General features: G+C 37.4%; 28 protein-coding genes. 20 read left to right on the forward strand and 8 right to left on the reverse strand.

The genetic code is table 11. The annotated features are described in order from the left end of the window. Positions 1–2: 2 nt before the first annotated feature. Positions 3–1,103: a branched-chain amino acid aminotransferase gene (locus ACFSW4_RS03605; RefSeq protein ID WP_377327494.1), complete on the reverse strand. Its 1,101-nt coding sequence runs from the start codon at positions 1,101–1,103 to the stop codon at positions 3–5. A 208-nt stretch (positions 1,104–1,311) separates the two neighbouring features. Here ACFSW4_RS03605 and ACFSW4_RS03610 point away from each other — a divergent pair, with 208 nt between their 5' ends. From ACFSW4_RS03610 to ACFSW4_RS03655, 10 genes are all read left to right on the forward strand, one after another. Next, positions 1,312–2,061, forward strand: a complete 750-nt coding sequence (locus ACFSW4_RS03610) for a 2-keto-4-pentenoate hydratase (RefSeq protein ID WP_377327496.1) — start codon at positions 1,312–1,314, stop codon at positions 2,059–2,061. A 298-nt stretch (positions 2,062–2,359) separates the two neighbouring features. Beyond that, positions 2,360–2,674 (forward strand): hypothetical protein, encoded by a 315-nt coding sequence (locus ACFSW4_RS03615; protein WP_054752004.1) that lies wholly within the window; start codon positions 2,360–2,362, stop codon positions 2,672–2,674. A gap of 445 nt (positions 2,675–3,119) precedes the next feature. Further along, positions 3,120–3,926 carry an ABC transporter permease gene (locus tag ACFSW4_RS03620; protein ID WP_377327498.1) on the forward strand — a complete coding sequence of 269 codons (807 nt, stop codon included), beginning with the start codon at positions 3,120–3,122 and terminating at the stop codon, positions 3,924–3,926. Between the two features lie 5 nt (positions 3,927–3,931). Beyond that, on the forward strand, positions 3,932–4,723 hold the full coding sequence (locus tag ACFSW4_RS03625) for an ABC transporter ATP-binding protein (protein WP_377327500.1): 792 nt from the start codon (positions 3,932–3,934) through the stop codon (positions 4,721–4,723). Between the two features lie 19 nt (positions 4,724–4,742). Then, on the forward strand, positions 4,743–5,807 hold the full coding sequence (locus ACFSW4_RS03630) for an ABC transporter substrate-binding protein (RefSeq protein ID WP_054752268.1): 1,065 nt from the start codon (positions 4,743–4,745) through the stop codon (positions 5,805–5,807). Between the two features lie 268 nt (positions 5,808–6,075). Then, positions 6,076–6,864, forward strand: a complete 789-nt coding sequence (locus ACFSW4_RS03635; RefSeq protein ID WP_377327502.1) for an ABC transporter substrate-binding protein — start codon at positions 6,076–6,078, stop codon at positions 6,862–6,864. 25 nt (positions 6,865–6,889) lie between these two features. Next, positions 6,890–7,549: an amino acid ABC transporter permease gene (locus ACFSW4_RS03640; protein ID WP_054752000.1), complete on the forward strand. Its 660-nt coding sequence runs from the start codon at positions 6,890–6,892 to the stop codon at positions 7,547–7,549. Further along, positions 7,542–8,264 carry an amino acid ABC transporter ATP-binding protein gene (locus tag ACFSW4_RS03645; protein ID WP_377327504.1) on the forward strand — a complete coding sequence of 241 codons (723 nt, stop codon included), beginning with the start codon at positions 7,542–7,544 and terminating at the stop codon, positions 8,262–8,264. Before ACFSW4_RS03640 ends, ACFSW4_RS03645 begins: the two co-directional genes overlap by 8 nt. Before the next feature lie 40 nt (positions 8,265–8,304). After that, on the forward strand, positions 8,305–9,858 hold the full coding sequence (locus tag ACFSW4_RS03650) for a BCCT family transporter (RefSeq protein ID WP_377327506.1): 1,554 nt from the start codon (positions 8,305–8,307) through the stop codon (positions 9,856–9,858). Between the two features lie 112 nt (positions 9,859–9,970). Beyond that, entirely contained in the window at positions 9,971–10,744 is a 774-nt protein-coding gene (locus tag ACFSW4_RS03655) for a DUF3298 and DUF4163 domain-containing protein (RefSeq protein ID WP_377327508.1), read from the forward strand. A gap of 165 nt (positions 10,745–10,909) precedes the next feature. Here ACFSW4_RS03655 and ACFSW4_RS03660 read toward each other — a convergent pair whose 3' ends face one another. From ACFSW4_RS03660 to ACFSW4_RS03685, 6 genes are all read right to left on the reverse strand, one after another. Next, entirely contained in the window at positions 10,910–12,751 is a 1,842-nt protein-coding gene (locus ACFSW4_RS03660; RefSeq protein ID WP_377327510.1) for an ABC transporter ATP-binding protein, read from the reverse strand. Next, on the reverse strand, positions 12,741–14,471 hold the full coding sequence (locus tag ACFSW4_RS03665) for an ABC transporter ATP-binding protein (RefSeq protein WP_377327512.1): 1,731 nt from the start codon (positions 14,469–14,471) through the stop codon (positions 12,741–12,743). Before ACFSW4_RS03665 ends, ACFSW4_RS03660 begins: the two co-directional genes overlap by 11 nt. Positions 14,472–14,678: 207 nt before the next feature. Then, on the reverse strand, positions 14,679–14,990 hold the full coding sequence (locus ACFSW4_RS03670) for a YetF domain-containing protein (RefSeq protein WP_054751994.1): 312 nt from the start codon (positions 14,988–14,990) through the stop codon (positions 14,679–14,681). Between the two features lie 75 nt (positions 14,991–15,065). Next, positions 15,066–16,394 (reverse strand): hypothetical protein, encoded by a 1,329-nt coding sequence (locus ACFSW4_RS03675; RefSeq protein ID WP_377327514.1) that lies wholly within the window; start codon positions 16,392–16,394, stop codon positions 15,066–15,068. Then, positions 16,387–16,953, reverse strand: coding sequence for a sigma-70 family RNA polymerase sigma factor (locus ACFSW4_RS03680; protein ID WP_377327516.1), 567 nt, complete (start codon positions 16,951–16,953; stop codon positions 16,387–16,389). The genes ACFSW4_RS03675 and ACFSW4_RS03680 overlap by 8 nt, the downstream gene beginning before the upstream one ends. 75 nt (positions 16,954–17,028) lie before the next feature. After that, positions 17,029–17,625: an HD domain-containing protein gene (locus ACFSW4_RS03685; RefSeq protein WP_279401290.1), complete on the reverse strand. Its 597-nt coding sequence runs from the start codon at positions 17,623–17,625 to the stop codon at positions 17,029–17,031. Positions 17,626–17,710: 85 nt separating this feature from the next. Between ACFSW4_RS03685 and ACFSW4_RS03690 the strand changes: the two genes are divergently transcribed. From ACFSW4_RS03690 to ACFSW4_RS03735, 10 genes are all read left to right on the forward strand, one after another. After that, positions 17,711–18,850 (forward strand): M20 family metallopeptidase, encoded by a 1,140-nt coding sequence (locus ACFSW4_RS03690; RefSeq protein ID WP_377327518.1) that lies wholly within the window; start codon positions 17,711–17,713, stop codon positions 18,848–18,850. A 361-nt stretch (positions 18,851–19,211) separates the two neighbouring features. After that, a complete protein-coding gene (locus ACFSW4_RS03695) occupies positions 19,212–19,385 on the forward strand; it encodes a hypothetical protein (protein WP_377327520.1) in 174 nt (57 codons plus the stop codon). A 34-nt stretch (positions 19,386–19,419) separates the two neighbouring features. Further along, a complete protein-coding gene (locus tag ACFSW4_RS03700) occupies positions 19,420–20,283 on the forward strand; it encodes a 5'-3' exonuclease (protein ID WP_377327522.1) in 864 nt (287 codons plus the stop codon). 13 nt (positions 20,284–20,296) lie between these two features. Next, entirely contained in the window at positions 20,297–20,734 is a 438-nt protein-coding gene (locus ACFSW4_RS03705; RefSeq protein WP_054751984.1) for a pyrimidine dimer DNA glycosylase/endonuclease V, read from the forward strand. A gap of 175 nt (positions 20,735–20,909) precedes the next feature. Beyond that, positions 20,910–21,419, forward strand: a complete 510-nt coding sequence (locus tag ACFSW4_RS03710; RefSeq protein ID WP_377327524.1) for a GNAT family N-acetyltransferase — start codon at positions 20,910–20,912, stop codon at positions 21,417–21,419. Positions 21,420–21,522: 103 nt separating this feature from the next. Then, positions 21,523–22,374 (forward strand): hypothetical protein, encoded by an 852-nt coding sequence (locus ACFSW4_RS03715; RefSeq protein ID WP_054751982.1) that lies wholly within the window; start codon positions 21,523–21,525, stop codon positions 22,372–22,374. A 72-nt stretch (positions 22,375–22,446) separates the two neighbouring features. Next, positions 22,447–23,415, forward strand: coding sequence for a ring-cleaving dioxygenase (locus ACFSW4_RS03720; RefSeq protein ID WP_054751980.1), 969 nt, complete (start codon positions 22,447–22,449; stop codon positions 23,413–23,415). 67 nt (positions 23,416–23,482) lie between these two features. After that, positions 23,483–24,205, forward strand: a complete 723-nt coding sequence (locus ACFSW4_RS03725) for a 3-ketoacyl-ACP reductase (protein WP_377327526.1) — start codon at positions 23,483–23,485, stop codon at positions 24,203–24,205. Positions 24,206–24,271: 66 nt separating this feature from the next. Further along, on the forward strand, positions 24,272–24,595 hold the full coding sequence (locus ACFSW4_RS03730) for a hypothetical protein (RefSeq protein WP_377327528.1): 324 nt from the start codon (positions 24,272–24,274) through the stop codon (positions 24,593–24,595). A 9-nt stretch (positions 24,596–24,604) separates the two neighbouring features. After that, positions 24,605–25,477: an EamA family transporter gene (locus tag ACFSW4_RS03735; RefSeq protein ID WP_377327530.1), complete on the forward strand. Its 873-nt coding sequence runs from the start codon at positions 24,605–24,607 to the stop codon at positions 25,475–25,477. A gap of 78 nt (positions 25,478–25,555) precedes the next feature. Here ACFSW4_RS03735 and ACFSW4_RS03740 read toward each other — a convergent pair whose 3' ends face one another. Next, positions 25,556–25,873 carry a YggT family protein gene (locus ACFSW4_RS03740; RefSeq protein WP_279401289.1) on the reverse strand — a complete coding sequence of 106 codons (318 nt, stop codon included), beginning with the start codon at positions 25,871–25,873 and terminating at the stop codon, positions 25,556–25,558. Positions 25,874–25,914 lie beyond the last annotated feature (41 nt).

Here is a 25,914-nt window from a genome sequence, read left to right on the forward strand (position 1 = left end):
CCTTAACCTACTTTGTTCATGGTTTGCTGAGTTGCCACTTTCTCAATCCAATTAAATGGATCATTGAGACGGCCATATTGAATACCTGTTAATGTTTCATAAAGTTCTTTAGAGAGCTTACCAGTTTGACCATTATTAAAAAACATTTTATGATCGTTCCAGTCTAACTGCCCAATCGGAGAGATGACAGCGGCAGTACCAGAACCAAACACCTCTTCAACATTTCCCTTTTGATACTCTTGATAAAGCTCGTCGATTGTGATCTTGCTCTCGCGTACACTAATTCCCCAATGTTTTAACAATTGAATAACTGAACTTCGCGTTATACCACTTAAAATACTTCCATTAAGTTCAGGAGTTACAACTTCATCTCCAATCTTAAAAAATACATTCATGCTACCAACTTCTTCAATGTACCTCTTTTCAACGCCGTCTAACCAAAGTACCTGAGAGTAGCCTTCCTTACCGGCAACTTCCTGCGCCTTCAAACTAGATGCATAGTTTCCGCCCGTTTTCGCTTCACCAGTACCCCCACGTACAGCACGAACAAAGTCATTTTCCACCGCGATTTTTATTGGATTGATTCCCTCTTTATAGTAAGCACCAACAGGAGATAGAATAATTACCAATTTATATTCTTTAGATGGTGCAACTCCTAAAAATGGTTCCGTTGATATAATCATTGGGCGAATATAAAGAGATGTACCATCAGCTTTTGGAATCCATTCTTTCTCAATATAAATCAGTTGTTTTAAGGCATGTAGCAAAAAGTCTTCATCAAGTGTCGGGATACATAAACGTTCGTTTGAGCGGTTTAATCTTGCAATATTTTTCCGTGGGCGGAAAAGAAGAGGTTCACCTTGAGGATTAAGGTAGGCTTTGAGTCCTTCAAATACGGATTGACCATAATGAAATACCATGGCAGCCGGATCGATTTTAAGTGGTTCATAAGGAACAATTTTGGCATCGTGCCAGCCTTCTGCATCTGAATAGTCCATTACAAACATGTGGTCAGTAAATGTTCGGCCAAAAGCAAGCTCTTCACTGTTTGGTTTCTCACGATAGGACATTGTTTTAAATACGCGTAGTGTACGATTTTCCATGTTGTCATCTCCTTATTATCTGAAAATTTTAATAAAAATGATAATACAGGTTTGACAGGATTTCAACCCCTTTTTCTAAATGTAAGCGTTTTTATTTGAATTTTTAAAATATTTTGATGATAAAGGTTGATTTGGACTATTTTGAGGAGTAGAATACAGGTTAAAAATTTTAAAGTAACTAAGTGGTGCTTTAAAGGGAGTGATTTTAATGAGTTATTTAGATCAATTAACACGTGCTCACCAAGGCGGTCCAAGACTACATAAATCTATAGAGGTAGCACAATCACTAGATGAAGCTTACCAGTTTCAGAGTAAACTTATTAAATTAGAAACTCAAAACCATAATCATTTAAAAGGCTATAAAATCAGCCTGACTAGTAAAGAAACGCAGGATTTATTTGATGCAGAGGAACCTCTATATGGCGCACTTACGGAAGACTCCGTGATTGGCGGCCAATTACAATTAGAGCATATGTCTGAACCATTAATAGAAGTGGAACTTATGTTTTTGGTTAAAGAGGATATTCATCCTGAAGATGATGAGATGGATATAATAAGGAAAACCCAAGTCGCTCCAGGTATTGAAATTCCAGATTCCCGGTACGAAGATTGGTTCCCTCATTTATCTTTGAATCAAATTGTAACTGATCGAGCAGTTGCAGGGAAAGTAGTGGTTGGTGAGCACAAACATGATTTAACCTTTGAACAATTAAATTCAATTAATGTATCAGTAACTTTAAACAATGAACTCATTGCGACTGGCCATTCAAGTGAAGTGCTGGGAAACCCGGTTTATGCTGTTAAATGGTTAGCTCAACAATTAGCTAAAACAGGTGAGACATTACAGTCTGGTATGGTTATTTCATCAGGAACATTTATGATGCCCCAGCAACTAAAGAAGGGTCATTATAATGTTCATTTTGAAGGTGTAGGCGAGGTAAGTTTAGAAGTTAATTAAACTTTTTATAGAATAAAACATCAATTTTAATCCAATTCGGTTTAAATTGGTGTTTCTTTTTATATTTTGAAAAGTTATTGTAAAGTTATTTCGGTTTTTAGTAGTATATTCCAACTATTAGAATGATTAAATCCTTATTTATATAGGACTAAAGATTCTTTTAAATTAACCAAAACATTACTTTATTTACAAATCAGTAACATGTGTTTTGGCTCTGTTTGAAGCGGGTATCTGATTAGTGCAACGAAAAAATAGTTGCAAAACACATAATCAAAACATAAAAAAGGAGTGTTTTGAAATGAAAAAATTAATTATCAGTTCATTACTAGTAGGTACAGGTTTCTTAGCAGCTTGTGGTGGCGGCGGTGAAGAAGATCCGGCCACTGAAGATCCAGCAACTGAAGAAGATAGTGGTACAGAAACTGAAGACGGTTCAACTTCTGAAGATGGCACTACTGGTACTGGCGAAGAAGGTACAACTGATGATAGTACATCAGAAGATAGCTCAACAGATTCAACAGAAGGTAGTAGCGATGAAATGGAAGATAGTGAAAACGAAGATGGTACTGAAGGCTCAACAACAGAAGGTTCAGAAGAGGACTCTGAATCATAATTAATTAGATTAACTCTCACCCTTTAAAAAGATAGCTTTAAGCATAAACTCCCCCTAATTTTATAGATTCGGAAAATCCTAAGGTTCCAAAAATGAACCTTAGGATTTTTTATTTTTTGATGTGTGGATGTCTTATATTTTAACCAGAATGTCTTATAAACTAGATTAAATGTCTCATAAAATCAGTCGAATACCCATTTTCGACAAAATTCGATGCCTTAACTTTCACTCCAATGTCCCATAAACGGGTTTTTATGTCCCATAAATGTTATGTTTTTTCGTATTAGTCAAGATCATTATAGGTAGTTGATGACCACCAGAGTCAAGCTTTCTACTTAACATATTTTTTGCGTGTGGGCTACTGCACAGTTTTTTAAAAACAAAAAAATTAGGACAGACACGGTTAAACGCCCAGTGCATAGTATGAAGCGTAGAGGTGAGAGCAGTGGAAGAGTTAAGTAAAGCGGTTGAGGTGGAACAAGAAGATCTGAGGCGTAGGCAACGTAATAATCGAATTAAACAGCTATTAACGATCTCATCCCCAGTATTAATGTTGTTAATTTGGGAGTTGTTATCAAGAACAGCTGTAATTGACCCAAGATTTTTTCCAGCACCAACGCTCATTATTGAAACATTATTTTCAATGGGGGCATCAGGTGAATTGTTTGAACACGTCAAAGTGAGCTTGATTCGCATTCTAAGCGGATTCTTATTAGGCGTTATTCCAGCAATTACATTAGGGCTCATTATGGGGATGTATTCATCCATAAGGCATTTCTTTTCACCTTTAATCATGGCATTAATGCCAATTCCAACACTTGCGATGTTACCAATCATTTTAATTATTTTTGGAATTGGTGAGTTTTCAAAAATGGTGACAATCGCCTTAAGTGTCTTTTTCCCAGTGGTGATTAATACGGTCGCTGGTGTGATGAGTATCGATAAGGTGTATGCAGATGTGGCTAAAAACTATGGAGCTAACCCGAAAGACTTCTTTATGAAAATTGCCCTTCCCGGTGCCATGCCAGTTATGATGGAAGGCATCCAAATGGGGCAGGCAATTGCACTTTTAACCATTGTCGCTGCAGAAATGATCGGTGCTAGGTCAGGAATCGGATATGTTATTTGGATGAATTATAAGGCATTTCTTATTCCTGAGATGTTTGTAGGGCTTTTGTTAATATCGTTTTTTGGCTACTTGTTCTCGTTATTACTACGTGGCCTACAAAGTAAGCTAATTCCATGGAAATAGGAGGAATGACGTTGTCTCATCTTGGAAAAATTCAAGTCGATGGATTAACAAAAGTGTTTATCAAAAATAAGGAGCGCGTCATGGCCCTTGAAAACATAGATTTTTCAATTAAGGATGGGGAATTTGTATGTATTTTAGGCCCTAGTGGATGCGGGAAGACGACATTACTTCGAATTTTAGCTGGACTTGAAAAACCAAGTTCAGGCGAGTTTAACATTCAATCGAGTGAATCAGCACGCCACCCATTACAATCTATGGTTTTTCAAGAACAAGGAGTTATTCCATGGATGACTGTTGAGGAAAATGTGGCACTGGGTCTACGAATGCGTCACGCACCCAAGAAAGTTATAAATGACAGAACTAATCATTACTTAGAAAAAGTTGGCTTATCTAAATATAAAAACTTATATCCGAAAGAATTGTCTGGGGGTATGAAACAGCGAGTTAGTATCGCTAGGGCATTCGCGAATGATCCAGAAATATTACTAATGGATGAACCGTTTGCTGCTCTAGATGAGCAAAACAAGTTTATTTTACAAGAGGAATTACTTGCGATTTGGGAAGAGACAAAAAAGACAGTGATATTTATCACGCACAGTATTGATGAAGCTATTTTACTTAGTGATCGAATCTTTTTAATGACCTCTCAGCCTGGAACGATTAAAGAAGAGGTCACGATAGACCTGCCGAGACCAAGGCAGATGACACAAGTTAGGTCAGATCCAAAGACAGCTGATATTTTCTTAAAAATATGGACCCATCTACAAGATGAGGTTCAAGAATCACGAAATCAATAAGAAAGGTAGAGTGAACATGATTAAAAAGTGGTTTGCACTTCCGCTTTTGCTTCTCGTCTTGACGTTAGGCGCTTGTAGTCAAGAGGAGGGTAAAACAGGTTCAGGTGGTGAAATAGAGGAAGGCCTTGAACCATTAGAAGAAAGAGCGACTGTAGTAATAGCTGAAGATGGTGCTGCATCTGGTGCAGGTTTTTACATTGCTAATGAGATGGGCTATTTTGAAGACTATAATATAGAAGTAGAATTTGCGACTTTTGGCAACAGCGATGAAATGTTACCTGCCATTGCAGCAGGTGAGGTAGATGTAGCAGGCGGCATTTCAACAGCTTCGTTCTTTAACTCGATTGCTCAAGGTATAGATGTTCGCATGATTGCGGATAAAGGACATAACGTAGAAGGTAGTTCTTACTTCACATTTGTTATTCGTGAAGACCTTAAAGAAGAAATTAAAGATTACTCAGATTTAAAAGGAAGAACGATTGCCGTATCATCTCAAAATGCCGTGGATGATTATATTTTCGGTGAGATGCTTAAGCACGCTGGCCTTACAAGAGACGATGTTGAGTTTGTTCTTATGTCGGACTTCGGTAATATGTTAGCTGCTATGGGTAATAAACAAATTGATGCTGCTCTACAAATTGAACCACTGATCACTCAAGGTGAATCGCAAGGTCTACACCTTCGATTTAAAGATGCAACAGATTATGCACCAGAGGCTCAAATTGCAATGGTGCTTGGCTCGCCAAAATTTTTAACTGAAAAGCGTGATGTTGCCCAGAGGTTTATGGCTGCCTATCTAAAAGGCGTGCGTGACTACAACGATGCGTTTATTAAGGAGACTGGAGATGTTGACCAGGTCATTGAAATCATGACTGAATATACAGCACTTAAGGATCCTGAACTGTGGAAAAAAGTTGGCGTAACAGGACTTAATCCAAATGGTAGAATGTTTGTTGAAGATATTAAGAATCAATATGAAGTATATAAAGATAACGGCGCCATCAAAGGTGAGGTTGACTTTGAGCAAGCAATTGATACGTCTTTAGTGGAAGAGGTTTTAGAGAAGATCGGTGAATATGAGTAAGGATAATGAACTGCCCATGCCCCTGGGCAGTTTTTTTATGACCAAATGGATTGAACAGAGGACCACTAATAGAAGAGATGAAATGTTGTCTTATAATAGAGGTCTAGATATACATAAAAATACAAAAGTACGCTCACCGCGAAACTATTGTAGACCCTTTCAATTATCTGAATTATTTTTCTTTAATCGAAAGGGTATTTTTATGCATAATTATGTGTTAATATGCATTTAATCGTATAAATATACAATTTTGGAGAGGGGATCTACAATGTCTAAAAAGGTTATGTTTTCGGCGTTATCTATTATTCTATTAATCGTTCTTGCTGCGTGTGGTGGGAGTGAAGGAAGTGGAAGTGCTAATGCAGAAAGTGAATCAAGTGAAAGTAAAGGTACGTTAGTGATGGGAACATCTGCTGATTTTCCTCCTTTTGAATCTTTTAATCCAGAAGGGGAATTTGAAGGGTTTGATGTTGATTTAGCTCATAAGATTGCGGAAGAACTAGGTTATGAACTTGAAATTAAAGATATGAAATTCGATGGATTAATCGGATCTCTTCAGTCTGATCGTGTTGATATGGTTATGGCAGGTATGTCAGCAACGGAAGATCGTCAAAAAAACGTTGATTTCTCTACGGAGTATCACCATTCAGGTGAAATGTTTGTTACTACAAAAGACTCAAATATTAAGAGTTTAGAAGATTTAGAAGGTAAAGTCGTAGGCGTTCAATTAGGGACCATTCAATACGAAGGCGCTGAAGAGTTAAAAAAAGAATATAACTTCGAGCTTAAATCGATGGACCAAGCAACGACTCTAATTCAAGAGTTAAAAACAGGACGCATTGACGTTGGTTACATGGATAAAACAGTTGCAGAAGGCTATATCGAAGAGCAAGGTTTAGCTGGATTTGATGATCCGACTACGAGTTCACCAGGGATGGCAGTTGCTTTTCCAAAAGATAGTGATTTAAAAGAAGATGTTAATGCTGTAATTGAACAATTCTTAGAAGATGGAACGATTGATGAACTAGCTAAAAAATGGGAGCTAACAGAAGACTAAACAAATAGAATTGAGGTGTTAAGGCATGAATTTGGATTTTACCCAAATCGTGCCTTATATTCCTTTTATGCTTGAAGGAATATGGGTTACGTTAAGATTTGTCATTATTGCAATCATTATTGGTTTTATTTTGGGCGCAGTGATCGCGCTAGTAAAAATATCTGATGCTAAATATCTTAAATGGCTTGCTGATTTCTATACATCAGTGTTTCGGGGGACACCGTTGATCTTACAACTAATGCTAGTCTATTATGGTGTTCCGCAGCTTTTGGGTTACGACATACCAGAGTTTCTAGCAGCTATACTAACATTTGGCTTGAATTCATCGGCTTATGTTTCGGAAATTATTCGTGCAGGTATTCAAGCTGTCGATAAAGGACAGAAGGAAGCGGCACAAGCTTTAGGTATCCCTTACAGGCAGACGATGGTCAAAGTTATTTTACCTCAAGCGATGAAAAATATTTTACCAGCACTCATGAATGAATTCATTACATTAACAAAAGAATCGGCCATTGTGTCGGTGATTAATTACTTAGATTTAATGCGCCGCGCGTCTGTTGTTGGTGCCGACATTTACCGTAACTTTGAACCGTATTTATTTGTCGGCTTAATTTATTATGGAATGGTTATGATTTTAACATTATTAGGCAAGCTGCTTGAACGGAGGCTGAGTCAGAGTGATTAAGGTTGAACATTTATATAAAAATTTTGGGGATTTAGAAGTGTTGCAAGACATTGTAACGGAAGTAAAACAAGGTGAAGTGGTGGCTGTGATTGGACCATCTGGATCTGGTAAATCCACGTTATTACGATGCATGAATTTGCTTGAATCCCCCTCAAGTGGTCAAGTGTTAATGGATGATGAAGATTTAATGGACCCTAAAACAAACATTTTAAACGTCAGGCAAAAAATTGGCATGGTATTTCAGCACTTTCATCTTTTCCCGCATATGAAGGTGATTGAAAATTTAACCTATGCACCTATGACAGTTAAAGGGTTAAATAAAAAAGAAGCAGAAAAAAGGGCGAAAGAGTTATTAAATCAAGTTGGTCTAAGTGACAAAGAACAGGCTTATCCAAATAAGTTATCTGGAGGTCAAAAACAACGTGTCGCCATCGCCCGCGCTTTGGCGATGGAGCCCGAAGTGATGCTCTTTGATGAACCGACATCAGCATTAGACCCCGAAATGGTCAAGGAAGTGCTCGATGTCATTAAGTCACTTGCCAATACTGGTATGACAATGGTTGTGGTAACTCACGAAATGGGTTTTGCAAAAGAAGTAGCAGATAGAATTATTTTTATGGATTACGGAAAAATAGTAGAGGAAGCTAAACCAGAAGAGTTTTTCTCCTCTGCTAAAACAGAACGTGCGAGAGATTTTCTAGACAAAGTTCTATAAGCAGTAGGAACTCTTCTATTCATTGGAATAGGAGGCGCTTATGGACACAAAACATTTTAAAAACCCAGTTTTTTATGTATCTGCTATCGTGATCGCGCTGTTAGTTATAATTGGAGCCATTATGCCTAAACAATTTGGTGAGGTTGCGAATAGATTATTCTTATTTACAACCTCTAAATTCGGGTGGTTTTACCTAATTGCGGTATTCGTTTTAGTCATATTTTTGGCTGTGTTAGCTTTTAGCCGGTATGGAAAAATTAGATTAGGCGGAGAAGAGGAAAGGCCAGATTATCCATTTTTTACATGGATCGGGATGTTATTTTCAGCAGGCTTTGGGGCGGGACTCGTCTTCTGGGGTGTTGCGGAGCCGATGTCTCACTTTTTAGAGACACCATTTGAAGGTGTGGAGCCTTTAACAGAAGAAGCAGCTCGCTTAGCAATGGGCTATTCCTTTTTCCATTGGGGCGTCAGTCAATGGTCTGTTTTCGCAATCGTTGGATTAGTCGTAGCCTTCATGCAGTTCAGGCGAAGAGATGCTGGACTAATCTCTAAGGCGATGGAACCTGTGACTGGTCATAAACCTGTTGTCACTAATACGATTGATACGTTAGCCGTTATTGCGACTGTAATGGGGGTTGCGACATCATTAGGTCTCGGTGTTTTACAAATTAATGGGGGATTATCAACTATTTCAGATATTCCTTCAGCTGTTTGGGTACAGCTATTAATTATTGTGGTTATGTTCGTAGCTTATATGACATCCACCTTTACGGGGCTTGATAAAGGGATTAAATACTTAAGCAATATTAACTTAGGGTTATGTTTACTGTTATTAGTGTTTGTGCTTATATTTGGCCCAACAATCTTTATCTTAAATGCATTTACTCTAGGTATTGGCGATTATATTTCTAACTTTATAAACTATAGCTTAAGGCTTCAGCCATATAAAGGCGGGACTTGGGTGCGAGATTGGACTGTGTTCTACTGGGCATGGGCGATCGCATGGTCACCTTTTGTCGGTGCATTTGTGGCTCGCGTATCAAAAGGACGCACCATCCGTGAGTTTATTTTAGGTGTTATGGTGGTACCGCCCGTCATTGCTTGCGTGTGGATTGCAGCATTTGGTGGGACAGCACTAGATGCCGATTTAAATCATCAAGCAGGCATTGCTGAAGCGGTTAATAATGATATTGCTGTTGCGTTATTCCAAGTTTATAATCACATACCTTTAACATTCATTATGTCAGTTTTGTCAGTGTTATTAATTTTTACATTCTTAGTCACATCAGCCGACTCAGCTGCCTATATACTAGGAAGTATGACATCTCGAGGAAGCACTACTCCACCTTTATCACATAAATTTGTGTGGGGGATCTTAATATCTGCTATTGCAGGTGTTTTGTTATTAGCAGGTGGATTAGACGCATTGCAGACGGCATCGTTGGTGTCGGCTTTACCGTTTACGGTTATCATGCTCATTATGTTAGTAGCGATTATGAACATGTTAAAGCGGGAGACGATTCCTATTTCTAAGAGAGAAGTTAAAAGGCACGAACGAATTCAAAAGAAAATTAACGCACGGAAAAAGGATTAATTACTTTATCGCCTTCGAAATCATTCGAGGGCTTTTTTGTGTAATAATGCATATTTCTCCTAATATTGGTTTAACTAAAACTATATAACAAAAACTAGAAAGAGGAGTCGGAATGAATCACAATGCCAAACAAACTGTTAAGTATTTCGTTATTGCTTTTATTATTAGCTTTATTATTGGTCAAGTACTCTCGTCTATTTTCTCAAATGCAGAGGAAGTGGATGTTGACCAAGAAAAAGGCTTCGATATTGTGGAAACGGATTTTGATGGAATTAGATTATTAACTTATGAAACAAGTGAAGATATTTATAGTGTTAAATTCGAATTGCCAGTGTTTAAGTCAGACGGGCTTAACAATTTTTTTAAAGACTACATGAAACGTACGATCAATCAATTCATGTCAACCATTGAAGGAAATGTAACTAAAGAAAGGCCAGGGAATTTAACGGTTAATTTAGATATTTACCAGGCTGGTGAAGATTTGTACTCGCTTGTCTTTACTGAATCCGAATATACAGGCGGAGCAAACGTCAATGAAACTGGTCATACATGGCTAGTAGATGTAAAGACGAACAGAGTGATTAAGCAAGGAGAGTTATTTAAAAACGTTCGTAAAGCAAGAGATATCATTAGACCTAAAGTCCAAGAAGCTCTATTAGAACAGACGGATTTAGGCATTTTTGAAGAAGAGTTAGAGGAGTGGGTTAATAAGCCGAAGTACATGTTTGAGAATATGTATATTAATGATGGAAAATTGATCTTCAGGTTTGATAAATACGAGATTACACCTGGTGCAGCTGGAATGCCTGAGGCAGAGATTCCCATTGATAATGAAATTCAAACATTGTTGAAAAAGAATTGGTCCCAGAGATTAGGGTTTAATTAAAAAGTTAGAAAAATTCTTTTCAAGGGTAGATAAAATGAGCTTTTTTACTTCGTCGACAAAATTCGCGGTAGATAACTCACAAAAAGGGTAGATATATTGTTATATGGGGTAGATAAATTCACGAAAAAACAACCCATGATGCGGAAAGAGCATCATGGGTTGTTTTTAATTAGCCAAGTTATCTAGTTGACTTTGATATAGCTCAGCATAATGACCGCCTTGTTTGATCAACGATTCGTGTGAGCCTTTTTCAATGATTTGACCATGTTCAAGCATGATAATTTGGTCAGCGCTTCGGATTGTATTTAGTCTGTGGGCGATTACAAAACTTGTGCGGCCTTTCATCAAGCGTTGTAGCGCCTCTTGGATTTTAACTTCTGTCACGGTATCAATACTACTCGTCGCTTCATCTAAAACTAAAATTTTTGGATCAGCAAGTAACGCACGAGCAATCGTTAATAGCTGCATTTGACCTTGGCTAATGCCACTCCCATTAGGGTCCAATACAGTGTCATACTGATTAGGGAATTTCATAATAAATGAATGAGCATTAGCATTTTTGGCTGCTTCAACAACTTCTTCATCTGTTGCATTTAACCTGCCGTATCTAATATTTTCTTTAATTGTTCCCTCAAATAAAAATGCATCTTGTAAAACAAATGCCATATGTTGCCTCAAACTAGAACGTTTAATGTTTTTAATCTCTGTACCATCCAACAAAATTTTTCCGCTATCGTAATTATAAAACCTCGATATGAGATTGATGATTGTCGTTTTACCAGCACCTGTGTGACCAACAAAGGCAACGGTTTCTCCAGCTTCTGCTTTAAATGAAACATCTTTTAAAACAACATCATCCTCATCATACGAAAAAGTTACGTGATCAAACTCAACTTCCCCTTTAGGTTCACCAATCTTAATCGCATTACCTTCATCTAATTCTTCACTGTCTTCATCTATAATATCAAACACTCGCTCTGCACCTGCAACGGCAGAGAGGAGCTGGTTGAACTGGTTCGATAATTCGTTTAAAGGTCTTGTAAACTGTCTAGCAAGCTCAGTGAAAATGACGATCGTTCCAACTGATGCCATGTCGTATACGACTAAAACTCCACCAACAAAGGCGATAATCGCAAAACTAAAGGAGTTTAACATGTTCATCAGTTTTGGGATAAAACCAGATATAGCAGCAGCCCAGAAGCTGGATTTCATGACTTGATCATTTTTTAAATCAAACGTTTGTTTGACTCGATGTTCTTGAGAGAATGTCTTAACAATTTTCTGACCAGAAATGGTCTCTTCCACATAACCGTTCATGTCCCCTAAACGTTTCTGTTGTATTTTAAACAAAGGCCCAGTACGTTTCGTAATCCATTTCATTCCTAGAACCATCATTGGAATAATTGTTAATGTGACTAAAGCTAATAACGGACTTAGGTACAGCATAACAGCAACGGTTCCAATTAATGTTAGAACACTTGAGAAGATTTGAATAACAGATGAGTTTAACGTGTTACTTACATTATCTACGTCATTAGTTACTCGGCTCATGATTTCTCCAAATTGTCTTTTATCAAAAAAGGCAATAGGAAGGAGGTGTAATTGGTTAAATAATTGCTTTCTTAAGTCATAGACCGTATTTTGAGCAATTCCAATCATCACGTATTGTTGTAAGAACATAGCTAAGGAATAAAAAACGTAAATCCAAAATAACCAAATCATCACTTGGCCAAGACCAGCTGATTCGCGATCTGTATTAATGTAATCATCGACAGCTCTTCCAATCATGGTTGGTCCAAGGATGGCAAGAGCGGAGGAGATGACAACCATTAGAAACACAAATAGTAGTCTCCATTTCTCAGACATCATCATATTCCAAATACGCTTCAAGGTTCCTTTCCAGTCACGAACTTTTGGTTTAGCTCTAGGGTCGTCAACTCTCTTAGCTTCACTGAGATCAATTTTGTCATGTTTAAATGGCTCTGTTAAAAACTGCTTAACGCTCATGCACACCCTCCTTTCCGAATTGTGACTCAACAATTTTGCGATAAAGATCAGAAGTCTTCAGTAATTGATCATGCCTGCCAACATCTAATAATTGACCATCATCCATTAGAAATATTCGGTCTGCATTCATAGCCGTCGTGATTTTTTGTGTCACAATCAGTGTGGTGCACTCGTATCGTTCGATGGCTTCTAGTAATTTTGATTCTGTTTTTAAATCCAGTGCACTAGTACTATCATCTAACATTAGAATCTTAGGTTTTCTAACTAATGCACGAGCAATGGAGACGCGTTGTTTTTGACCACCAGATAAGTTAACGCCTTTTTGCCCAATTTTGGTGTCATAACCTTTTTGTAAATCTTTAATCGTATCGTGAATTTGAGCATCTTTAGCGGCTTTTACGATATCATCTTCTATTGCTTCGTTTTTACCCCAGCGTATATTTTCACGAATAGAACCGGTAAAAAGTAGCGGAGCTTGAGGTACGTATCCGATCGTTTGGCGTAAATGATCTAATTTATAATCACGAACGTCATGACCATCGACATAGACCTCACCATTTGTCACATCATATAATCGTGGGATTAATTGAAACAGTGACGTTTTCCCGGAGCCAGTCGCGCCGATGATTGCAATTCGTTCTTTTGGTTTAACTGTAAATGATAAATTTGATAAGACATCTTCTTTTAAACTTGGGTAACGGAATGACACATTAGAAAATTCAATAGAGCCATCGTTCACACGATACTGCTTCTGTACATCTTCAGACTCGGTTAAATCAATTTCAGCATCTAATACATTTGAAATGCGGTCTGCTGAGGCCTTCATTCGAGCAATTGCCATCGTCAAAAAGCCGAACATGGAAATGGCCATCGATACTCTTAGGGCGTAGTTAATAATTGCAACTACATCCCCAACCTGAGCGTTGTCGTTACTGACTTCAATACTTCCGTACCATAAAATAAATAGTAAGCTCATGTTCATGACGAAAAGAAGAACAGGCATGGAGGTTTCAATTAATCGTAAAGATTTCTTAGTGTAATTCATCAGTTCAGAGTTCGCGCCAATGAAGCGGTTGGTTTCGTGCTTCTTACGTAAAAAAGCCTTGATTAGACGGATTCCAGAAAGATTTTCTTGCATAACACGGTTCACGTTATCTAATCGTTCTTGTACTTTCCCAAATAACTTTCCGGCTTTCCGAACAACAATGAGTAAGAATCCGATTAACAACGGAACAGTAATTAAGAAGATCAGTGCTATTCTCCAGTTAACGATGAACGCCATCACAACGCCGCCTATGACTAATAATGGGGCTCTTAACATGATTCTTAGACCCATAAAGATTCCGTTCTGAATCATACGGATATCATTAGTAAATCGAGTAATTAAGGATGAAGTCGGATATTCGTTTAAGTTTTTGAATGAAAAGGCTTGAACTTTCTCGAACAACTTCTGCCTAACATCATATCCGAATTTAAACGTCACGTGCGCAGAATAAAATGAGTTAATGATTCCTGCGGCAAATGATAATATAGCTAATCCGACCATGATGGATCCCCAGTAGATAATGGTATTTAAATCTTGAGTTTGAATCCCTTCATCAATCATCTTTCCTAAGAAGAATGGAAGAAGTAATTCGACCGTTAACTCCGTTAACATGAGTATCCAAGCGATAATCATATGTATATAATAAGGCTTTAAATAACGAGCAATATATCTCATGATGAGTCCTCCAAGTATAAATCCTAAGTAACCATTATTTTACCGAAAAATAATAAAAATAAATAGTACGGGGCTCGAAATTTTCAGTAAAATTAAAAACCTACCTCAAGAGGTTTTGAGGTAGGAATTGTTTAACTAATGATTTTGTTTTGTATTTACAAATAAGGTTCCGTCAGGTGATAATTCTGCATAAAAAACATCGCTAATTTAGTCTATGCCATGACTTTTTAATTGTTCGTTCAACCACTCTACAGTTAAATTGAGTTTTGTTAAATTAGTTTTATTAACTTTTCCATCAGATACTAGTTCGGTTGATAGTGGGTCTATCAATTGGTTTGGACTGGCGCCAATGTTTAAATCTCCTTTAGTAGCTGCAGCAGCTATTGCTCCTATAGAAATCGCAGATACAAAATTAAAAAAGGTAAGTTGACTAATTTCTTTTCTTCCCATAATTCTGGTTAGGATAAACAATATAAAAAATGAAAGAAACAGCCTCAATAAAAGTTGAGATAGATCCATTTTCTCACTACCTTACAATACAATGATAAGGTTAGTTTTAATTAGAAAAGAAATATTATTCGTATTGACCTTTTATTAATCGGTTACCTTGTTATAGCTACCATTTTCGTATTGAAAAATTAGTGTTAGTTCATTTGTAGCTACTTCGTATTCATAAATCGATCTATTGTCCATATTGATATAATACCAACCGTAAGTTGCTCTCGCATTATCGTTTTCCTCATAGACCTGAATGCGAGCTAAGTTTTGGTCCGCATAGTCCTCGGATGGTGGCTCTTGCCCATCATAACTGGCTTGATAACTTTCGCCTAGCTGGAGTGCTTTGAGAACCTCTTCTTCGGCTTGCACATCAGAATCAATTTTAGCTGAATTTTGATCTAAATTATTGACATTTACTTGGTCAACAATCCATGCGTCTTGTCTTTTATTAATTGTGAATGTGATTTCTAAATGCCCTCTTAATTCACTGTCATTTTCTTGCGTTACTTGATAAGTTTCATCATCTATTTGAGACGTTTGATAGTCTTCATTGGTATTAATAAAAACAGGAAATTCTGATGCAGATAAATATAGCTCACCATCTCGCTCTTCAATCAACGTGTCGATATGGTCTTCAGCCAGTGATGATGACATCGCTTGGGTTAGATAGTTTTTAACTTCATCTTTTGAGTCAAAATTAATTTCTTGTGTGTTTTCGTTTTTTAATGACGTAATCGTCTCTTCGTAGTTGGTTAATACTTCATCTAAATTTGGATCCTTTGCTTCAGGATGCTCTTCAGAAAGAACTTCACCTGTTTGATCGTCGATGTTGATAATAATCGCAGAATCATTGGCGTCAATTCCGATACTCCAAAATTGTTCGTTCTTATTAAAAATAACGTTACGAATCACGATTTTCTCATAATCACTAGTATTAGCTTCTGTCAGTGCTATTCTGACTGCTTCATCCTTTGTCATTTGAGAATCATCAACTGTTTCATTATTTGTAATTTCGTATTCATCTAATACATTGGCTGATTCCTCATGATCTTCATATGAACCTTCTATTTGATGCCCTATATCAAGTGAATCGGGTATGTCAGTAATCCAAATTGATGTTTCATTGTTTGAATTTGTTATTAAAGCCTGTTGATCTTCCATTTTGACAATATACCCTTCAACGGACTCAGAACTTGGAGATGCGGTATTTTGCTTAAATAATTGATCGTAATTGTTTATAAAAAGAAAACCAACTAATAAGGTCGCTATTAAAGCGGACGCTACTGGAAAGGGATGAAAGATTCCCTTTTTAGACTTAGTATGCCTGGCTTCAGTGATTTTCTCTAAGACTTGATGACGGTCCTCGTCAGTAAATTGAATTTGATTTTGATAGTCTTCTTTAGCCTTTTGCAACTTTTTATCCAAGTTGATCACCTCCATCATGTTCTAGTTTAGGTTTTAACTTTTTGCGTGCTCTTTGAAGTCTCGCCTTCGCAGTGTTTAACTTGACCGACAATGCCGATGCAATTTCCTTTAGCGATAAATCCTCGAAATAATATAAAATAATGACCTCTCGATATTTTAAAGGAAGTTCATTTACAGTCTGTAAAACCTCTTTAGAATCTTCTTCCTGTATGGAATGCTTTTCAGGTGATTCTTCATCTTTGTTTCGCCAAAGATTCACAACCTTCTCGCGATAAATTCGCTGCCGATTTTTTACAGACCTTAAGTGGTCTTTGCTTTTATTAATAGCAATGGAATAAATCCAGCTTCTTAGCGATGACTGACCTTTAAACGTATTTAAGTTCTCGTAGACTTTAACAAATACATCTTGAGTTATGTCGTCTGCATCTGATTGATTTTTGACATAAGAATAAACAACACGTTTTATTTCATGTCCATATTCCTTCATGCATTCTTCTAATAGCCTGAGGCTCTCTTCTTCGGATAATGGATTAGATTGTGCCTCTAAGTTATTTGACATGATCTGCCTCCTTTCTTCTATAACTTAAGACGGATAAGCTTTGAAGATGGGTGCAAAAAAAGACCTGGTTTTAGTTTAACCAGATCTTGTTGATTGTCTTATTTTCTTATCAGCTTCTTCTTCAATCACGTCTTTCAGCTGATCGAGAACGGGGCTGAATTGAGTATGTCGTCCAAGCATATAGCTCATGTCATACTCGATTGGTAGCCATGTGTCTATGTCGGCTTCGTTATGTTGAATTTGGGCTTCTAGTTTATCTAAAGCATTGGCAACTTTGGCTTCATAGGTTTCTTTTGCTTCAAATTCGTGCCAGAGATGATACCACTCAGCTCCTTGCTCACCACTAACTAATTCTCTTATATTTAGAATAGCTTGTTCTTCATTCTGTTCTTTTAGCTCTTTCGCTTGTTGATCGTTCTGTGTATCAAAAGCGGGAATATCCCCTGCTTCAGCCTCCACTAAGTCGTGGATAATAGTCATTTTTAATAGTTTAAGAGTGTCGACTTCTCTTTCTAAGTGTGGTCCAACTAACATAGCCATCAGTGATAGTCGCCATGTGTGTTCCGCAACACTTTCTTGCCTTCCATTTGACAGCCAACTGTGCCTAAGCTCGTATTTAAGTTTTTCAGAAAGGTGAATGACTTCCATCATTTGTTTAAATTTTTCTTTCATATTCTTATCACACCTTATAACCGTTTGTTATGAAAAAGTGTATAATAATAATGAAAGATTGTATAGAGCGTCGGGGGAGAATTTGTTGAAGGAAATAGTGGATTATTTACATCAGATAGAAGAAGAGATGGTTGATTTGTTAGAACAGTTAGTCTGTTATGAATCACCATCGACAAGACCTGATTTAACTGAAAAAATAGGGCGATATTTATCTAATATATTTATAGACATGACAGGCGGTAAGGTTGAAAAGTTATTTAGCGATTGCTACTCAACTCACTTAAAAGCCGTTTGGGGAGAAGGCGACAAACAGCTATTAATCATTACACACATGGATACGGTTTGGCCAGAGGGTACCTTAGAGGTCATGCCGTTCTCTATTACAGACGGGAAAGCCTACGGGCCAGGTACTTTTGATATGAAAGCAGGTATTGTTCAGGCGTTATTTGCAATTAAAACTTTAAAAGAATTAAATATTCATTTAGATAAAAAAATAGTTTTAATGATGACAAGCGATGAAGAATTAGGAAGTCCGACGTCAAAGGATTATATAATAGAAGAAGCTAAAAAGAGTGATGGAGTGTTTGTGCTAGAACCATCTCAAGGTAAAGAAGGGGCACTAAAGACAGCGAGAAAAGGTGTTGGCACGTTTGAAATCCGTGTGCATGGCGTTCCATCTCACGCTGGAATTGACCCTGAGAAAGGGGCTAGTGCCATAGAAGAACTAGCTGAGCAGATTACCTATTTGTCGAGTCTTACAGATTTAGAAAAAGGTACGACGGTGAATGTTGGCTTAATCGATGGTGGCTCTCAAAAAAACGTCATCGCAGAAGATGCGCACGCGGTAGTTGATGTCCGTGTGCAAACGAAAGAAGAAATGAACCGTGTTGTTCCACTCATTCAAAATTTAAAGCCACATGATCCAAATATTGAGATAACAGTAACCGGTGAAATTTACCGCCCGCCTTTAGAGCGAACAGATGACATTGAGCGACTTTTTGAAAAAGCTAAATCTCTAGCGCATGATTATTTAGGTATTGAATTAATTGAGGAATTTACAGGCGGCGGAAGTGATGCAAACTTCACAGCATCACTTGCCCCTACGTTAGACGGGCTGGGAGCAGTTGGAGCGGGGGCGCATGCCCACCATGAGCACTGTGTGGTCAGTGAAATGCCTAAACGCAGCGCTCTGTTGGCATTGTTATTAATTGAATATGGAAAGTAAGGCTGGAGCAAATACGCTTCAGCTTTTTTTGTTTAGAAGATTCAATGAATAGTACTTTATTGCCGTTAGGGGCGAGCTGAATGTCGTTAGGTGAAGTACGATTGTCGTTGGGACAACTTGAATTCAGTTAGCCATGATGAGTTTCGCTAGCAACCATACTATTAGCACATCCTCTGTAACTAACATTTAACGAGACATCGTACAAGTTGAATGCTATAATATTGGCAGTACACGGAAGGGAGTTTTATCGATTTTACACAAACATCCCTACTTTAGCATTAGGCGTGAAATAGATCATTTTAAGTTTCAACAAAATAGAATTGAAGAAGAGCATTGGATCGAGTTATATGATGATAAAATTGTGACGTCAGATCAAGAATACTCAATCGAACAAGTGCTTGATGTCTCATATAAAATGTTATCTAAACGGTACGGCTTTTTTTATCTACACACCATAAAGGGTGTCATCACTTTGCATGTCAAAGAGGCTCCAGAAGAATTTGTCCGATTGTTTAGAACGGTTGAAAGAAAATAAATGCACAGTGTCTTTAAATAATGGAGGATTTAAAATGGATAAAAATAAAGTATTACTAGTTGATGGGATGGCTCTACTAATCCGAGCATTCTACTCAACAGCCATGTCGGGTTATTTTATGGTAAACAGTAAAGGGATTCCGACAAATGGCATTCATGGTTTTGTTAGACATTTACTTACAGCTACAAATACTTTTAAACCAACTCATGTGGTTGCATGCTGGGACATGGGAAGTCATACGTTCAGAAATGACCTTTACTCTGAATACAAAGCCAATCGAGGTGCTCCGCCAGAGGAGTTAGTTCCTCAGTTCGATCTTGTTAAAGAAGTAACAGAAGCAATGGATATCCCGAATGTCGGGGAAGTTGGCTACGAAGCCGATGATTGTATCGGTACGCTGGCCAATCACTATAAACAAGATTCAGAGGTTTATATTTTGACAGGAGATCAGGACATTTTACAGTTACTTGATCAAAATGTGAATGTTGTCCTCCTAAAAAAAGGTTATGGTAATTATGATATTTACCATGCTGAACGATTTACAGAAGAAAAAGGAATTACACCGCAGCAAATGATTGAGTTAAAAGCGATGATGGGGGATTCTTCAGATAATTATCCAGGTGTACGAGGAATTGGTGAAAAAACAGCTTTAAAACTATTAAAACAGCACGGTTCACTCGATAATATTTTAGCTAACCTAGATTCACTAACAAAAGCTCAACGTTCTAAATTTGAAACAGATCTTGAAATGGTTTATCTATCACGCAAGTTGGCTGAGATCTACTGTGAAGCTGGAGTCACTTGTGATCTTAAAGATGCAGAATTTCGTATTAATCGCAACCGGGCGATGGAAAAGTTCCAAGAGTTAGAATTTAAACGTTTAGATCAAATGATATAGAGGTTGATGCAAAGTGCGTTTATGGTCCATTCATCCAAGATATTTAGATGCAAAAGGGTTAGTTGCTTGCTGGCGCGAGTCTTTATTAGCTCAAAAAGTGTTGCTTGGAGAAACAAAAGGCTACAAGAAACACCCTCAGCTAGTCAGGTTTCGTGAACAAGCTGATCCTATGCAAGCAATAGGAATCTACTTAGAATATGTGTATATTGAAGCAAAAGCGCGTGGTTATAACTTTGATCATTCTAAAATTATTAAAGTTGAACCAGGCGAACAATTAATGGTAACGACAGGGCAACTTGAATATGAATGGGCACATTTACGTGCTAAGTTAAGACAGCGAGACCCTAATCGTTTAAAAAAATTAAAAACATTAGTCGCAAAAGACATTATTCCGCATCCGTTGTTTAAAGTCATCGATGGACCTGTGGAGGAATGGGAAATAGTAAATTAGTAAAAAGTGAGCTGAAGAAGCTCACTTTTTTCATATCAATAGTTCGATAAATCGCAGTGAAGGGTAGATAAAATGGCAAAAAAGTTAGATAAACTATGAAAATGGGTAGAAAAACCAGTGATTGGGGTCGATAAATCACATAAAAGGGTCGATAAAAAGAGTGAGGAGGGTCAATATGAAATTGGTAAAACCAACACTTGAACTAAAAGAATCATTTTATGAATACCTAAGAGAATGGGAAAAACATAATGAAAAAGTTGTGCCTACTACTTTAAGGAAAGTTAATGACCAATACGAAGCGTATGTTAAACGATGGCAAAACGAATCGCAAGGTATCATTCGTGAAGGCTGGGTTGCTAACACGACTTATTTTCTTGTGAATGAAGAAGGACGAATTCTAGGAAGCTGCAATATGCGCCATGAACTTAATAAAACATTGCTTCAAATCGGAGGGCATGTCGGGTATGGCGTTAGACCAACTGAACGAGGAAAAGGGTATGCAACATTTATGTTAAAAGAGTGTTTAAGACATCTAAAGAAGATGGGAATTCAAAAAGCTTTAATCACGTGCAATGACGATAATATTGGATCAAAAAAAGTGATTATGAACAATGGTGGTATTCAAGATCAGTCTTATACTGAACAAGATGGGACCATTGTTAATCGATTTTGGATAAAACTATAGTTAGAATATCGTTCTATACAATAGAATCAAATGATATAATAGGAAAAAGTTGGTGGGTCTTACTTGTAGGAAGCGCCTTTTTTACAACGAAAAGGGGGATTAAATGAATCGTCATCAGAAAATAACGTATAGCGTTTTAGGATTGATTATTTTATTAAATATCTTTTTCTTTATTCGTTTGGAACTTAAACTGTCTGAGAGTCATAACCAAATTGAACAAAATGTCATCAATTCAATCCGTTCAGTCGATAGTAGTGTCAGTTCAATTAATCATGAAATACATAATATGAAAGAAAACAGTGAGTGGATTACAGATACTCAATATGATGTTAACCTTGAAAAATCAAATGCCAGCTTGGTTGCAGTAAATATAAACTGGTCATTTAAAGAAATTGAAAATAAAGCGAAGATAAGTGTTGTCTATAGAGAAAGAGATAAAAATTGGCAAAAAGTAACCGCTGAAAAGAGCGAAGGTAATAATTTTGTTGCTTCTATTAAGGCCCAACCTTTTAAAGAATATGAGTATCAAATTCTAAGTGAAGGTGATGTCAACCGCACCTCGAACATTCAGCCTCTCCCGCCGGATCTGCACACGCCAGCGCATCTCGAAATAAGAGATCGTCATCAAGGAGACAACTTTACAATTCTTGGATTTGACCACATAGACGAACGGGATTTGCCGTTTTTTAAGATTAAAAAGATCACAGCCATTTATCAATATGTAGACGGTAAAAAAGAGAGTAAAGAAATCACAAAAGGAGACCTTCCATCAGTCATTGAAAACCAGGAACATCAAACCGTAAATGATCCTAACCTATATTACGTAGTGGTTGAACCTGCAGATCAAGTGTTAAGTGTCGACTTAAAAGTAGAGTATGCGAATGGATATGCACACGAGGGAACGGTTTACCCTGAAACTATTGATTTTTATCAAAGTATTTATAAAGAAAAGTAGTATTTATTTTAAATTCAAGATACATTTTGTTACGATAAATCTAACAAGAAGCTTTCAGGAAGGGGCTTATATATGCATCTTTTAGGAATTCACCACTTATCAGCCATCACGGCAAATGCTCAAAAGAATGTTGACTTTTATACGAAAATATTAGGAATGAGAATGGTGAAGAAGACCGTTAACCAAGATGATCCGTCCGTGTATCATTTGTTTTACGGAGATGAAGTTGGAAATCCTGGAACTGAGCTAACGTTCTTTGAAATACCACGTGCAGGGCATAATCATAATGGAAATAATAGCATTTCAACCACTTCCTTACGCGTGCCTAATGATGAAGCACTCAAGTATTGGAAAAATCGTTTAGATCAGCATGATGTTGAAAATGAAGGCATTGTAGAACAGTTTGGACGAAACGTAATCCCGCTAAAAGACTTTGAAAACCAGCGTCTGATTCTTGTGTCAGATGAAACAAATCATGGTGTTTCAGGTGGAACGCCATGGGAACGTAGTGCAGCTGAGCCTAATTATGGCATCATTGGCTTAGGTCCAATTCATCTAACCGTACCAGATTTAGAGCCGACTGAAGCTATTTTAACCAAATTAATGGGTTTCACTATAGCAGGTGAATATAAGCACCATGATACAGGAAGAGAGGTACTAGTGTACGAAACAGGCGAAGGTGGTACGGGAGCTGAACTGCATATTCATGTTAGAACAGATCTACCACCAGAACGTTTAGGACGCGGGGGTGTCCATCACGTTGCATTTCGAGTAGAAAATGAAGAAAAAATTCGTCAGTATTTAGATGAACTCAACCAAATAGGAATCGGGAACTCTGGTTTTGTTGATCGTTTTTATTTTAGATCCGTTTATTTTAGAGAGCCAAATGGTATTCTATTTGAGCTTGCCACAGATGGGCCAGGTTTCGCAACGGATGAAGATGCAGACCATCTAGGTGAGTCATTAGCGCTTCCACCGTTTTTAGAAGATAGACGTGACCAAATTGAACAAAGCTTAAAACCAATTGACTATAAGCCGTGATCATTGCTCGCGGCTTTTCTTTTTAACCTAAAACGTTAATATCACTTTACTTGAAAGGATGATCAACATGGGTCAAAACATTAAAGGAAAGATCGCATATGTAACTGGAGCTGGTTCTGGAATTGGACGTGCAACAGCTAGGGAACTAGCGAAAGAGGGAGTTCATGTAGGCTTAATAGCACGCACTGAAGAAAAGCTGGAAAAGCTAGCAAACGAACTCAAAGAATACGATGTAAAAGTAGAGTATGAAGCGGTCGACATTTCTGACATGGATGCCGTGAACAAGTCGATCGACCAACTTAGAAATCGCCTTGGCAAAGCTGACATTCTAATCAATAATGCAGGTGTTGGTTCAAAAGGGAATTTAGTTGATGCAGATCCAGATGAATGGAAAAGGCCTATTGAAGTCAACGTTTTTGGTACTTACTATGTCACGCGTGCCGTTCTTCCAGATTTGATAGAAAAAAATAAAGGTGACATTATTAACATATCATCTAGTAATGGACTAAAAGCAACAGCTGGGTCTTCTGCTTATAGCGCTTCAAAATTTGCCGTTCAAGGTATGAGTGAAGCACTTATGCAAGAAGTGCGACCTTATAATATTCGAGTATTTACAATGAACCCAAGCCTTGTTGCAACAGAGCTTGTTTTTGGAGATCAATTAGATGAAAAAAATGAAGATAAGTATATGCAACCTGAGGATTTAGCAGAATATATGGTTGCTCAGCTTAAATTAAATCAACGAATTTTTATAAAGCAATCCTTACAATGGGCAACAAACCCTTTTTAACAGTCATTTCTTCCCCTAATTTTTGAAAAATGGTAGAATTTAATAAGAAAGACTGGGGGAACAATTATGGGAAAAAAAGCTATTTGTGAGGAATGTGGTAAAACAATCACGTCTAAAAATGACTTGGTTACCACAACAGCATTATTAAAATTAACAACTTATTGTAAAGATTGTTATGTAGAACGAATTAAAAGTTTTTCATCATTATTTGTTAGCAACACGCCTCTTAATGGAAAATACTCTAACGTTATGTCCGTCATAGTTTTAATTGCACTAATTCCAATTATGTTTATACAGGATCCGTTAAAATATTTGCTAATTATATTAGTGGCCGTTTATTTACTGTATCGATTAGCATCTTATCTTTTGTACGAACGACATTTAGATTAGGGTGTATTTATGAAGATAAACGTATTACTCGTATTATTAGCTGCTGTGCTTTGGGGAACAACAGGAACGGCTCAAGCTCTTGCACCTGATAAAGCGAATCCTTTAACGGTTGGTGCATTGCGTCTCTTCATTGGAGGAGGCGCATTATTTGTATACATTAGTCTTCAAAAGAATATTGATTTCAAAAGCATTCCAAAAATGCCCTTATTAGTAAGTGCATTGGCGATGGCATTATATCAACCGTTCTTTTTCACAGGGGTCGATTTAACGGGTGTTGCAATTGGAACAGTTGTTGCCATCTGTAGTGCCCCAATTTTTGCAGGATTTATAGAACTGTTTTTTTATAAACGATTTCCAGATTGGGTATGGTTGCTTTCAACGATTTTTGCCGTTATTGGATGTGTGTTACTACTTCAATCTGGTGAGGAGGTAACATTTAATCCATTCGGCATGTTATACTCTTTAGCTGCTGGTGGGTCGTTTGCTACTTACACGTTCGTAAGTAAAACATTAGTAGCTAAGCATCCACCAGATGTCGTCGTTGCTTTAGTTTTTACAACGGCAGCAATTATGCTCCTCCCGATCCTATTAACATCTGATTTGACTTGGACATTAGAGCGGTCAGGAGCGATTTCAGTTCTACATCTTGGCATTGTAGCAACTGCGCTTTCCTATGTGTTGTTTGCAAGAGGTTTAAAAGGTATCACAGCCTCAACTGCAGTCACATTAGCACTAGCTGAACCATTAACAGCAACCTTATTAGGAGTCTGTGTTCTTAACGAAAAAATAAGTGTCATAGCTAGCTTCGGCCTAGTTTTATTAGTCATGGGTCTATTAGCTCTATCATTTAAAGAACATATAAAAAAACGCACGGTCACATAACGTACCGTGCGTGCCTACAAGTAGGGAACCATTCTACTTGTAAAATCACTTAACCGGGCAATTTTGCTGGTCATGTGACTACCTTTGACTATTCCACTTACGGTCAAACCCCAAAATAAGACTCGTAAGGAAATAGCCAATGATCGTATAGATCAAAAAGGCAAATATAGCGGAGAATTCGACCACGAATGTCCCATCTAACACTTTAGTCGGAAAGATCCCTTCAAACGGGTGTAGTAAAGGTTCACTAGTATTATATGTCCACTCGACAAATGGAGCCGATACAGATGCCCCAAATAACTTCAAAATAATTCGAAGGCCTAGAATCAATTGCACTAAACCAATCACGAGATTAATGAGGTAATTGATAAAACGAATTCCTTTCACTTGAATCACCATCCTCTCTCATTATTTTTCCTACTGTTAATTAAATCTAA

Origin of the sequence: Piscibacillus salipiscarius, from assembly GCF_042685285.1 — a bacterium.
GTDB classification, from domain to species: Bacteria; Bacillota; Bacilli; order Bacillales; family Alkalibacillaceae; genus Piscibacillus; species Piscibacillus salipiscarius.

Coding starts and splice junctions, on each gene's coding strand:
- ACFSW4_RS03605 (WP_377327494.1), bottom strand. CDS start 1,103: ATGGAAAATCGTACACTACGCGTATTTAAAACAATGTCCTATCGTGAG.
- ACFSW4_RS03610 (WP_377327496.1), top strand. CDS start 1,312: ATGAGTTATTTAGATCAATTAACACGTGCTCACCAAGGCGGTCCAAGA.
- ACFSW4_RS03615 (WP_054752004.1), top strand. CDS start 2,360: ATGAAAAAATTAATTATCAGTTCATTACTAGTAGGTACAGGTTTCTTA.
- ACFSW4_RS03625 (WP_377327500.1), top strand. CDS start 3,932: ATGACGTTGTCTCATCTTGGAAAAATTCAAGTCGATGGATTAACAAAA.
- ACFSW4_RS03635 (WP_377327502.1), top strand. CDS start 6,076: ATGTCTAAAAAGGTTATGTTTTCGGCGTTATCTATTATTCTATTAATC.
- ACFSW4_RS03640 (WP_054752000.1), top strand. CDS start 6,890: ATGAATTTGGATTTTACCCAAATCGTGCCTTATATTCCTTTTATGCTT.
- ACFSW4_RS03650 (WP_377327506.1), top strand. CDS start 8,305: ATGGACACAAAACATTTTAAAAACCCAGTTTTTTATGTATCTGCTATC.
- ACFSW4_RS03655 (WP_377327508.1), top strand. CDS start 9,971: ATGAATCACAATGCCAAACAAACTGTTAAGTATTTCGTTATTGCTTTT.
- ACFSW4_RS03660 (WP_377327510.1), bottom strand. CDS start 12,751: ATGAGCGTTAAGCAGTTTTTAACAGAGCCATTTAAACATGACAAAATT.
- ACFSW4_RS03665 (WP_377327512.1), bottom strand. CDS start 14,471: ATGAGATATATTGCTCGTTATTTAAAGCCTTATTATATACATATGATT.
- ACFSW4_RS03670 (WP_054751994.1), bottom strand. CDS start 14,990: ATGGATCTATCTCAACTTTTATTGAGGCTGTTTCTTTCATTTTTTATA.
- ACFSW4_RS03680 (WP_377327516.1), bottom strand. CDS start 16,953: ATGTCAAATAACTTAGAGGCACAATCTAATCCATTATCCGAAGAAGAG.
- ACFSW4_RS03685 (WP_279401290.1), bottom strand. CDS start 17,625: ATGAAAGAAAAATTTAAACAAATGATGGAAGTCATTCACCTTTCTGAA.
- ACFSW4_RS03700 (WP_377327522.1), top strand. CDS start 19,420: ATGGATAAAAATAAAGTATTACTAGTTGATGGGATGGCTCTACTAATC.
- ACFSW4_RS03710 (WP_377327524.1), top strand. CDS start 20,910: ATGAAATTGGTAAAACCAACACTTGAACTAAAAGAATCATTTTATGAA.
- ACFSW4_RS03715 (WP_054751982.1), top strand. CDS start 21,523: ATGAATCGTCATCAGAAAATAACGTATAGCGTTTTAGGATTGATTATT.
- ACFSW4_RS03720 (WP_054751980.1), top strand. CDS start 22,447: ATGCATCTTTTAGGAATTCACCACTTATCAGCCATCACGGCAAATGCT.
- ACFSW4_RS03725 (WP_377327526.1), top strand. CDS start 23,483: ATGGGTCAAAACATTAAAGGAAAGATCGCATATGTAACTGGAGCTGGT.
- ACFSW4_RS03730 (WP_377327528.1), top strand. CDS start 24,272: ATGGGAAAAAAAGCTATTTGTGAGGAATGTGGTAAAACAATCACGTCT.
- ACFSW4_RS03735 (WP_377327530.1), top strand. CDS start 24,605: ATGAAGATAAACGTATTACTCGTATTATTAGCTGCTGTGCTTTGGGGA.